This window comes from Cupriavidus sp. 05L310, assembly GCF_056398185.1.
Window position 1 is genome coordinate 1 of the sequence record NZ_JBFTOX010000112.1, and the last position, 10,952, is coordinate 10,952.

The following is a 10,952-nucleotide window of genomic DNA, read 5'->3' on the forward strand; positions in this document are numbered from 1 at the left end:
AGCTCAACCCAACATAGGAGCGTGTCGATGGGAACCCGAATGCAGTCTGTTCTCTGCCGCCTTGCTGTGTCCCTGGCAATGCTGGGCACAGCCTGCGCTGTCAGCAGCCCTGCTACCGCGATGGACCTGGTGGGCTACAACTACACGGACCACTATGTAGCTGCATATAGTGTCAATGGCTATCCCGGCCCGAATATCTATCCGCACAGCGGCGGCGGCAAGTTTGTCTGTTGCATTTCGGTACCAGGGAAATGGCAGCCTGGCATGACGGTCACGGTGAGGTGGGCGGAAGACCGGAATGCGAGCCCGATTCCTTGGAAGAATCGAATCGTGGAGGTGCCTCCTTATATGCCTGAAGATATGGGCCGCTTTGCCGTGCATTTCTTCCCAGGCGATGAGGTCAAAGTGCTGGTGACCACGAAGAGGCCAGGTCATTCGGACTATCCCTATCCCTTGCCTCGTGGCAAAGGGGGCCAGCGATGACAACGAGCTCACCAGATCTCTTTCCAACAGGTGGCCTTCGATCATTGTCACCGCGTGAGGGCATGCAGCGCGCTGCGGCGCTTGCTTGTACTTTACCCAAGGACAGTGCCCCCTCGTGTACGGGGCAGGTCAATATGAGTATTTTTTTCGATGGCACTGGGAATAATCGCCTGGAGGACTACGATGGAATTTCGGCTGAGGTGCAGGTGAAGGCCATGGAGGCCAGTGCGGCACCCAAGGCACCAGTGTCGTTCTCCCCTAGCGAGCGCAAGCACAGCAACGTGGTGCGCCTTTTTCATACGCACAAAGATAAGCCCCGGGAGGGCTTCTACCGCTATTACATCCCAGGTGTTGGTACGCCTTTTGCCGAGATTGATGATGCCGGCGGAATGCTCGGCAGCGCTGCCGCGGCTGGCGGTGAAGCCCGCATCCTTTGGGGATTCACGCGACTGTTGAACGCGATACATGACTACGTCCAACGCGACGTTCTGATTCGAGACGAGCAAGCGAAGGCAATCGTTGACAAGCTATCAAGCATCTTCAGCCCCGGATGGCACCGGCGTAATGAACTCCGCTATTGGCAGGAGAAGCTCCAGCTAGCTCTTCGGGGCAAGAAGCCAAGGATTGAGCAGATCAACCTATCGGTGTTTGGCTTCTCGCGTGGCGCGGCCCAGGCGCGCACGTTTGCAAATTGGCTGTTTGAAGTCTGTGAACAGCAGCAAGGTGGCTGGCTATTTGCTGGCATTCCGATCCGCCTGCATTTTCTCGGCATCTTTGACACGGTAGCCTCGGTAGGGCTGGCGGACTTGTCTGCCAATGGCATTGTGGAGGGCCATCAGGGGTGGGCCGACGACACGATGGAGATCCATCCTGCGATCGAGCAATGCGTGCACTACGTTGCCGGGCACGAGGTGCGCGCCTGCTTTCCGTTGGATTCAGTACGTGTGCGTGAAACATACCCGCCCAACGCTAAGGAGGTCATGTATCCGGGCGCCCATTCCGATGTTGGGGGCGGGTATGCCCCTGGCGCACTCGGTATCTCGCGCGCTACGGACAGTTTCATGAGCACGATTCCTGGTGCAAATATGTACCAGGAGGCCTTAAAGGCGGGCGTGCCGCTCATGCACTGGGAGGAACTTCAGGCCAACGATCGTGCTGACTTGACTCCGGCAGCCCACGTTATCTCGGACTTCAACAACTACCTGCAAGCCAGCGCGATGGGGAGCGGGCCGGTGGAGGAAGTGCATGCGAGGCACATGGGACTGTATTTCAGCTACCGCTTCAAGTACCGCGCCACCTACCAGGACCGGCCCTGGTACCAGTCGGCGTCGCCTGAGCACAAGAGCCATCTCGATAAGACATCAATGACTGTGTTGATTCGGCTAGCCGAGTTGATGCACCGCGTTCCGCCGAATGATCCTCTGTACGACCCTAAGACGGCCAAAACATATCACTCCGCCATGTTCGGCACGCCGAGCGATATCAAGATGCAGCATCTCTACAAGATCGTCGACCACATCGACATCAACCGGCTGTCGCCCCCGGTGGAGCGCTTGTTCGACCTCTATGTCCACGATTCGATGGCGGGCTTCATTGATATGGGCGTCAACGAACACGCGGTCAATGGCATGGGCCTAATGAAATTCCGAAAGATCTTCGACAAAAACGGGTAACTGTGCTTCGGAGTTTGCCTGGGATCGTAGAAGTCGCTCAGTGCGAAGGGGAGAACGACATCTTTGTTCTATGGCGGGCGCGCAGTGCGTATCTGCCGCCCGGTTCCCCGGATGCGACTTGATGCACATCCTGCAGATCCACAGTCGGGCGTTCATTCAAGGACTCTGCGTGTTTGTGGATGCCTTTCGGCGACTTGGAATTCTCTTACTTTGGAAAGCATGATGGGAAAAAAACTCATTACCGTCGGAGACACGACGACACACGGTGGCAAGGTGATCTCCGGTTCGGAGAAACATCTCTTGCGGGGACGGCCGGTCGCCCGCAAGGGGGATCTGGTGGATTGCCCGCAGCGGTATCCGGACGGTCGGCCTCACGGCATCAACAAGATTGTGGAAGGTGACGAAAAATTCCTGATCGGCGGATGGCCCGCGGCGCTGGACGGTCATCGCACGGAATGCGGTTGCCAACTGATCGGCAGCCTGCCGGGCGTGGTCGGAGGGTAAGGCATGGCGCAAATCATGGAGCGGCCGTTGGTTAGCGGATACCGGCGCGCGCTATTGGCGTCAGGTGGGCTTGCACTCGCGCTGCTTTCGGGGTGCGCGAGCGCTCCGGCCCAAAACGAGCAGATGAAGCTCGATCTTGCCATCGAGGCGAAGTCGACGGTCAATCCCGACGACAAGGGGCGGGCGTCTCCTGTGCTGGTGCGCGTTTATGAACTCAAGACCGAGATCGCCTTCGAGAGCGCCGATTATTTCTCCCTGGATAAGTCAGACAAGACGCTGCTGACGCAGGATCTGCTGGTGCGGGATGAATTCATTCTCCGCCCGGGAGAATCGCGCGATATCGAGCGCAAGCTGAATCCGGACACCAAGGCAATCGGCTTTCTGGTTGGCTACCGGGACCTTGGCCAGGCCACCTGGCGCTCCATCTTCAAGTTGCCGCCGGCACCGGAGATTGCCTGGTACCGAGCCGTCGTTCCGGCGCGCAAGATCAAGCTGCAAGTCGCATTGGACCAGCAGACCATCACAATTACTAAACCTGACTGATTTCATGAGCTGGTACAACAAAGTCGTCTGGAGCGAAGGGCTCTTCCTGCGCCCGCAGTTATTTCAACAGCAGGAGCGCTATCTTGAGCACTACGCTCACAAGCGCGCTGCTGCCCTGAGCCCGTTTTTCTGGGGCTTCCATGAATATGGGATCGATGCGGAAGCGCTCGCGCTAGGCAAACTGGTGGTGTCCGGAGCGGCGGGTGTGTTTCAGGATGGCACGCCCTTTGATGCACCCGCGCACACCATGCTCCCCGCGCCGCTGGCGCTGCTCCATGAGCACCTGAACCAGGTCATCTACCTGGCCGTGCCGATTCGCACACCGAATGCGGAGGAGACGAGCTTCGGCGAGGCTGCGGACTCGCTAGCGCGATACCGGGCATTCGAGGAGGATCTGCTGGACGCGAACTCGATTGCACAGGGTCCCAAGCTGGTCCAGCTTTCGGACCTCAGGCTTCGGTTGCTTCCAGGGAAGGAACTGACGAAGTCGTGGATCGGGTTGCCATTGGCGAGGGTCACGGAGATTCGAGCCGATGGCAGTGCCAAGCTGGACCCTGGCTTGATACCGCCCGTCAACGTGTACCCGGCCAGCGGCCAGTTGATGACGTGGCTGACGGAAATCCACGGCTTGCTGCACCTGCGTGCCAATTCGATGGCCGAGAATCTCACCGCGGGGAGCACCCGAGGCGGGGATGCCGCGGAGATATCGGAATACCTCATCTTGCAGCTGCTCAATCGCTATGAGCCGGTACTGACGCATTTGCTGGACGCCAAGGCGGCGTCGCCGGAAACGCTCTATCTGCACCTTTGCGCGTTGGCAGGTGAGCTCTCGACCTTTGTGCGAACCGACACGCGGCGTCCGCGAAAGTACGAGCCGTATCAGCACGGCGAGCCGCATACCTGCATCAAGCCGTTGGTCGATGACCTGCGCTACTTGCTCAACGTTGTGCTGGAGCGTGGGGCGCGGCGTATCGAGTTGCTCGACCAGCCGCACGGCTTCCGGCTTGCCGTGCTGGAGCCTGCGGAGATTCAGCGCTTCTCGACGTTTGTCCTTGCCGTCTTCGCTCAGATGCCCGCCGATGCGCTGCAGCAACAGTTTCCGGCACAGGTCAAGGTGGGCCCAGCCGAGCGGGTGCCGGAGCTGATCCGTTCGCACCTGCCAGGGATTCCCCTGCAGGGCTTGCCTGTGCCACCGCGTCAGATCCCGTTCAATGCCGGCCACATCTATTTCGAGTTGACGCAGAGCCATCCGCTGTGGGAGCAGGTGGCCAATTTCGGCGGTCTTGCCATGCACGTCGCGGGCCACTTTCCCGGGCTGCGGCTTGAACTTTGGGGGGTACGATGAACAAGCCAATCGATCCGGCATCCCTGGCGCCGGATAGCAAGATCCAGCCTGCTGTACAGGACGGCCAGCAACCGCCGGCCGAGGAAAAGCGCCCGGCCGGCCCCGGGCCGGCCGCGGCCGAGCCGGCCTCCCCGCCGCGCAGGCCGTGGGAATGGCGAGCGCCAGAGACCCTTGAGCAAAAACTCGCGCGCGTCGGGAAGGCGCCGAATCCCCTGCTGGAAGCTGCGCAGCCGCTCATGCTGGCGCTGGCCGGAATGCCGGACAAGCTGCCGGTGACGCAAGCGCAGAAGCCTGACAAACCGACCCCTGACGAAGCGACGCCTGACAAAGCGACGCCTGAAACGAGTGCCGCGCTGGCGCTGCGCTTCCTCCTGGTGGAAGAGCTGCAGGGATTTCAGCAACTTTGCGAGCGCGCCAACATCCGGCGTGAGCACGTCGTGGGTGCGCACTACCTGCTGTGTACAGCCCTGGACGAGGCCGCGCACAAGAAGGCATGGGGGGGAGACGGCTGGCCGCAACACAGCTTGCTCGTCAGCTTGCATCAGGATACCGAAGGTGGAAACAAGAGCTTCCTGCTGCTTGGCCGGTTGCTGGCCAGCCCGGATGAGCATCTGGACCTGATCGAGATGTTCTACCAAGTCCTGTCGCTGGGGTTTATCGGCCGATATGTCAGCCAGACCGATGGGCACCAGCAACTGGATGCCATTCGGAAGCGGTTGTTCAGTCTCATCTCCAGCAAGCGGGGGGAGGTACCGCGGGAGCTTTCCCCGCACTGGCGTGGCGAGCCCGCGGGCCGGCTGAGGCCGTTGCGATCGTTGCCCGTGTGGGTGACGGTTTCCGTGTCGGCGCTGGTGTTGTTTGGGCTATTCGCCTGGTTCAAGTACCAACTGCTGGTCCGTACGCACGAAGTCGAACAGCAGATCCTCGCCATCGGCAAGATCGCGCCGCCGGAGCCGCCGAGGGCGCTGCGCCTGGCTGAACTGCTCAAGGAGGAAATTGCGCGCGGGGTTGTCAGCGTGAAGGAGGATGCAACGCGCAGTGCCGTCACCTTCCGCGGCGACGACATGTTCGGCGGCGGACGGGCCGAGGTCAGTAGCAAGGTCCTGCCGCTGCTGGACAAGGTAGCCGCGGAGATCAACAAGGTGACCGGAAAGGTGACCGTGATCGGCCACAGCGACAACGTACCCATCAGGACACCAAAGTATCCATCGAACCAGGCACTGTCGGAGGAGCGCGCCGCCACGGTGACGGAGTATCTGGCGAGCAAGGGGGTAGCCAAAGGGCGCCTCGAAGCGATCGGCAAGGGCGATACCGAGCCGCTCACCGGCAACAAGACGCCAGCCGACCGGGCGAAGAATCGCCGGGTTGAAATCGTCGTTACGCAGTAACCGAGGTCAAGGGATGGAATTTCTGAAACGTATTGGCGCGGTGTTGTTTTCCCGACAGGCATTCGCGCTCCTGGCGGTCCTGGTCGTAGCGGCGGCCATCTGGTTCATCGGTCCGCTCCTCGGCTTCAACGGCATGCAGCCGTTGGCCGGTGTTGGCATGCGCGTCGTGATCATTGTGCTGCTGATGACGCTGCTACTGTTCTGGCTGGTTGGCCTGCCGATTTCCGCCGTCGGCGCCGCCGCGCTATGCCTGTTGATCTGGCATGCGGGGCCGCTGCTGGCCGTTGGCGCCGGGAAGCCGCTGGCGCCGGCATCGGTGCGCATCGTGCTGATATCGGTCATCGTTTTCCTGTTCGCCGCCTACGCGCTGTATTTGCTGATCAGGCGTGCCCGCACTGACAACCTGTTTCTCCAGCGGGTGCTGAGGATTGGCGGAGAGCCCAAGGAGGTGGTAGCAAAGAAGGATATTGCTATCGTCGATCGGGCCATGCAGAGCGCGGTGCAGAAACTGAAGGGGATGCGCGGCTTGGGGGGGCTTCGCGGCTTGCTCGAGGGCAAGCGCTTCCTGTACGAACTGCCGTGGTACATGGTGCTCGGTTCGCCAGGCGCGGGAAAGACGACGGCGTTGCTCAATGCCGGTCTGCAATTTCCCATTGCGGAGCAGATGAGCGCGGCCGCACGTGCGCACAAGGCTACCGTTCATGCCGATTGGTGGTTCACCAACGATGCGGTCCTGATTGACACGGCCGGCCGGTATGCCACGCATGGGGTGAGTCCCACAACCGATTCGGCCGAGTGGCAGGGTTTCCTGGGCCTGTTGCGCAAGTACCGTACGCGGGCTCCCATCAATGGCGTGCTGCTCACCATCAGCATTACCGACCTGCTTACGCGCTCGCCCGACGAACTGGTGGCACAGTCAGCCTTGCTGCGCGCCCGGCTGATGGAGCTGCGGCGAGATCTTGGCATCCAGTTCCCGGTTTATGTGCTCATTACCAAGCTCGATCAGTTGGCGGGCTTTGCTGAATATTTCCAGGATTTGTCAAGCGAGGGGCGTGCGCAGCCCTGGGGCTTCACGCTCCCCTACGGGGACAAGAAGCGTAAGCGTGGCGAGCCTGCGGTTGACCTCCTGGAGCGCTGCCGTGACGAGATGGAACGCTTGGCCGGGCACCTGCGGGATGAGATCAACAATCGGATGTGTGATGAATTTGACGCGGTCCGGCGCCAACGCTTGTTGACGTTGCGCTCAGAGTTTACGAGCCTGACGCAACCGCTTGTGGAGATGATGGAGCAGATCTTCCTGGATTCGCGCTTCGATGATACCGAGCGGCGCCATATGCTGCGTGGGGTGTATTTCACCAGTGCGACGCAGTCGGAGCACGCGGTGGTCGGTGACTATAGCGGCGTCCATCGCAGGCTGGAGCGAGGGGAGGGCGGCTTTCGCGTTCTGGGTGGACATCCGGGCATTGGCGACGGCATCGCCGTGGACAAGACCAAGGCGATCGGCAATCGAAGCTATTTTCTCCAGGAGGTAGTCAAGCGCATCCTCGTGCCCGAGGCGAATCTGGTCAAGCCGAACCTGCGCTGGGAGTTTCACTTCCGCATGCTGGCCCTGCTCGGCCATGCGCTGACGCTGGTGATCTTGCTGTGGCTGGTTGGCGCCCTGTACAAGAGCTTCGGCCACAACGCGAACTACGTGGCCGCGGAGGGGGAGAAAGCCTCGGCGCTGGCCGCCACGCTGACCGCGTACTACAAGAAGGCACAGCCGGACGGGATGCCCGAGGTGCTGGCGGCCGCCCGCGACCTGCCCGCGCACGCCGGGCTGAATCTCGCCGACCCATCGACGGACTGGCACTACGGACTCTATAGTGTGCCGCCCCTGCTGGGCGCGGCCACGCAGACCCGTACCACACTGGAGGACAACCTGCTGGTGCCATACCTGGTACGCCGGGTCGAGTCCGTGCTGTCCACCGCCGTCAGCCAGCGCGACGCCAGGCAGACCTACGATACGTTGCGTGTCTACCTGATGCTGCACGACAAGGACAAGTTCCATGCATCCGACGTGCGCAGCTGGGTGCAAAGCGACTGGGCGACGGGCAACGCGGCGGATGCCTTCGGTGGCCGGGTAGCGGTGATCGAGCACCTGGACAGCCTGCTGGACGGCACCCGGGCGGTGCAGTCGCCCTACGCGAAGAACGAGGCCCTGATCCGTTCGGCGCGCGATTTTCTGGACGGCGATACCTCTATCGAACGCCTGTACGACCGGGCCAAGGCGGCCATGATGGAGGAGGCGCCGCAGGATTTCACGCTGGTGCGCGCGGTGGGGCCCCAGGCGGGCACGGTCTTTACCCGCGCGAGCGGTGAGCCGCTGGAGCGGGGCATCCCCGGGATCTTCACCTACGCCGGCTACCATGACGTGTTCAATGCACGGCTGCCAGAGTTCGTCGGCAAGGCCCAGGCCATCGATGCGTGGGTGATGGGGCGGGGGACAGGGCCCGGCGCTCAAAAAAAAACGCTTGAGAGCGCCGCGGGCAAGCTGACCGGTAGCGATCCGCTGACGCGCGAGATCCGTCGCCTGTACCTGAACGAGTATGCCCAGCACTGGGAGACATTCCTTGGCGATATCCGTACGGTCACAGGCAACAACCTGGCCTTCGACCTGGAAATCCTGCGCAACTTCGCCGCGCCGGACTCGCCGCTGGCCCGGTTGGGCCGGGTGGCGGTGCAGGAAACCACGCTCAGCCGCCCGCTCGATCCCGAGGAAAAGTCTCTCGCCGAGAAGGCGCTGTCCATGCTGGACAAGACGACCGACAAGGTCAACGCCCTGACTGCCCGTGCCGAAACCCGCCAGGAACGCGAGGTGGTCGACAACCGCTTCGCCGCGCTGCGCGAGGTGGTCACCGGCCAGGCGGACACGGCGGCCCCAGGCGCGCAAGCCGCCGGCGGCAAGCCGCAGCTGGATGCCATCGCCGGGATGGTCAATGCCTATTACACCAGCCTGGTGGTGGCCAACAACGCGCTGAACACCCGCAACCTGCCACCCCCGGCGGATGCCGGGGACCAACTGCGCATGGAAGCCGCCAAGCTGCCGGCGCCGTTCAAGGCGGTGCTGGCGGACCTGGTGGTGCAGGGCACCCGGGACGTCAACAAGGGCGTGGGCGACATCCTGATCGCCCAGATGGACGCGGTCATCGGCGAAACCTGCCGCAGCGCCATCGACGGCAAGTATCCGTTCACGCCAACCTCGGTGCAGGACGTGGACCCGGAGGACTTCGCCCGCGTCTTCGCCAACGGTGGCGTGCTGGACGACTTCTTCCAGAAGGTGCTGGCCCCGCACGTGGACACCACCATCTCGCCTTGGCGCTACAGGCTGACCGCGCCGGACGTGCCGCCGGTCGCCGGCCCGAGCCTGGTCCCGTTCCAGCGCGCCAAGGAGATCCGCGAGGTGTTCTTCCGTGAACCGGGAGCCAGAAAAATGGCGTGGAAGGTGGATCTGAAGGTGGTTGAGCTCGATCCGCAGATCGTCGAGCTCAACATGGATTTCGATGGCCAGAGCCAGCGCTACGTGCACGGCCCGGTGATTCCGCTCAAGGTGACCTGGCCTGGCCCGCGCGGCGGGCAGGCGGCCGAAATCATCGCCAGTCCGCGAATTCGCCCGGATACCTCCGCGTTGACCGCCAACGGCCCATGGGCACTGATGCGTGTCATCGCCAAGGGCAAGCTTGCTGGCTCTGCCACCGCCAGCCACTTCCTGGCGGAGTATGACTTCGACGGCCGCAAGGCCAAGCTCGACATCAACACCGGGAGTCTCGCCAATCCATGGACCACCGGCCTGCTGCAAGGCTTCCAATGCCCCGGGAGGTCAGGCTGATCACGGTGCCGCAGGTCTACGGCAAAGCGGCCCGCACGGGCGGGCTTTGTTAGCCGTAGTGCGCTGCCGGGTCCGGTAGCGGCGTCGCGGCGGCGCGCCCCGGACGATCCCACTCAGGCAACACATGCCCTCCCGCGTCAGGAGAAGAGATGCGACAGAAGACCGGGCAGAATGATCTGGTCCAGTGGGGCCGCACCCTGCAGGCGACGACCCGATGCAACGTAGGCCGGGTGGCGGCCCTTCTGGCCTGGCTGCTGGCCGGCTGCGCTGGCGGCAGCGGCATCTCGACTGACCGCTCCGACAAGTTCGTCTATGCCTCGCTGGGCGGGGTCAATCACACCGCCAAGTACATCCATTCGTTCTCCATCGATGGGCAATGGGGCGGCAATATGGATGCCTACGGCAGTACGTCGGGAACGTGTTGCGTGGGCGTGCCGCGGGTCTACCGTCCCGGCATGCAGGTCAAGGTGAGCTGGAACGCGCCCGAGGGAAGGACCGATGTCGTCAAGACCAAGGTGGCCGAGGTCGAGCCCTACACCGAGGCCGGCACCATCTATGCCCATATCTTCCAGGACGACGTGGTCCGCGTGGTCATATCGGCGCGCTACGACTCACATAGCCTCAACCACCCCATTCCCTATCCGGTTAATCCGAACAAGTCGAAGGAGCCCCAACAATGAAATGCGATATCGCAGCACCGCGGCGCATTGCCCTCGGCAAGGCCATTCTCCTGTCCCTGTTTCTGGCCGGCTGCGCCGGTGGCAGCGGCATCTCGACTGACCGCTCCGACAAGTTTGTCTATGCCTCGCTTGGCGGGGTCAACCACACCGGCAACTACATGGATGGGTTTTCCATCGATGGGCAATGGGGCGGCAATATGCGTGCCTACGGCAGCACCTCGGGAACGTGTTGCGTGGGCGTACCGCGAGTCTACCGTCCCGGGCTGCAGGTGACCGTCGAGTGGAAGGCCCGTGACGGGGCCAAGATCCTCTATGGGAGCAAGGTGGTCGAGGTCGAGCCCTACACCAAGGCAGGCACCATCTATGCCCACATCTATCCGAACGACGTGGTCCGCGTGGTCGTGTCGGCGCGCTACGACTCACATAGCCTCAACCACCCCATTCCCTATCCGGTTAATCCAAACAAAT

Annotated in this window: 9 protein-coding genes; all 9 read left to right on the forward strand. The window is 62.3% G+C overall.

All coding sequences use genetic code 11. The features are described from left to right. The coding region (locus AC1DS6_RS41510; RefSeq protein ID WP_477104689.1) for a DUF3304 domain-containing protein at positions 1–483 on the forward strand (483 nt) is incomplete at its 5' end. A 134-nt stretch (positions 484–617) separates the two neighbouring features. Then, complete coding sequence (locus AC1DS6_RS41515; RefSeq protein ID WP_477104690.1) at positions 618–2,156, forward strand: T6SS phospholipase effector Tle1-like catalytic domain-containing protein; 1,539 nt, start codon at positions 618–620, stop codon at positions 2,154–2,156. A 222-nt stretch (positions 2,157–2,378) separates the two neighbouring features. Continuing rightward, positions 2,379–2,660, forward strand: coding sequence for a PAAR domain-containing protein (locus AC1DS6_RS41520; protein ID WP_441631850.1), 282 nt, complete (start codon positions 2,379–2,381; stop codon positions 2,658–2,660). 3 nt (positions 2,661–2,663) lie between these two features. Further along, the gene (gene tssJ, locus AC1DS6_RS41525; protein ID WP_441631784.1) at positions 2,664–3,203 is read left to right on the forward strand and encodes a type VI secretion system lipoprotein TssJ; all 540 of its coding nucleotides are present in this window, start codon (positions 2,664–2,666) and stop codon (positions 3,201–3,203) included. Positions 3,204–3,207: 4 nt separating this feature from the next. Further along, a complete protein-coding gene (gene tssK / locus AC1DS6_RS41530) occupies positions 3,208–4,548 on the forward strand; it encodes a type VI secretion system baseplate subunit TssK (RefSeq protein WP_477104691.1) in 1,341 nt (446 codons plus the stop codon). Between the two features lie 236 nt (positions 4,549–4,784). Further along, positions 4,785–5,936: a type VI secretion system protein TssL, long form gene (tssL, locus tag AC1DS6_RS41535; protein WP_477104692.1), complete on the forward strand. Its 1,152-nt coding sequence runs from the start codon at positions 4,785–4,787 to the stop codon at positions 5,934–5,936. Between the two features lie 13 nt (positions 5,937–5,949). After that, on the forward strand, positions 5,950–9,804 hold the full coding sequence (gene tssM / locus AC1DS6_RS41540) for a type VI secretion system membrane subunit TssM (RefSeq protein ID WP_477104693.1): 3,855 nt from the start codon (positions 5,950–5,952) through the stop codon (positions 9,802–9,804). A gap of 149 nt (positions 9,805–9,953) precedes the next feature. Next, entirely contained in the window at positions 9,954–10,484 is a 531-nt protein-coding gene (locus AC1DS6_RS41545; protein ID WP_441631776.1) for a DUF3304 domain-containing protein, read from the forward strand. Beyond that, positions 10,481–10,952 (forward strand): DUF3304 domain-containing protein (locus AC1DS6_RS41550; protein ID WP_477104694.1); only part of this gene is annotated, 472 nt, incomplete at its 3' end. The genes AC1DS6_RS41545 and AC1DS6_RS41550, both read left to right, overlap by 4 nt.

Bases quoted from the DNA above. Each gene is read 5' to 3' on its own strand.
- AC1DS6_RS41545 (WP_441631776.1), top strand. From the start codon at position 9,954: ATGCGACAGAAGACCGGGCAGAATGATCTGGTCCAGTGGGGCCGCACC.
- tssK (WP_477104691.1), top strand. From the start codon at position 3,208: ATGAGCTGGTACAACAAAGTCGTCTGGAGCGAAGGGCTCTTCCTGCGC.
- AC1DS6_RS41520 (WP_441631850.1), top strand. From the start codon at position 2,379: ATGGGAAAAAAACTCATTACCGTCGGAGACACGACGACACACGGTGGC.
- tssJ (WP_441631784.1), top strand. From the start codon at position 2,664: ATGGCGCAAATCATGGAGCGGCCGTTGGTTAGCGGATACCGGCGCGCG.
- tssL (WP_477104692.1), top strand. From the start codon at position 4,785: ATGCTGGCGCTGGCCGGAATGCCGGACAAGCTGCCGGTGACGCAAGCG.
- tssM (WP_477104693.1), top strand. From the start codon at position 5,950: ATGGAATTTCTGAAACGTATTGGCGCGGTGTTGTTTTCCCGACAGGCA.
- AC1DS6_RS41515 (WP_477104690.1), top strand. From the start codon at position 618: ATGAGTATTTTTTTCGATGGCACTGGGAATAATCGCCTGGAGGACTAC.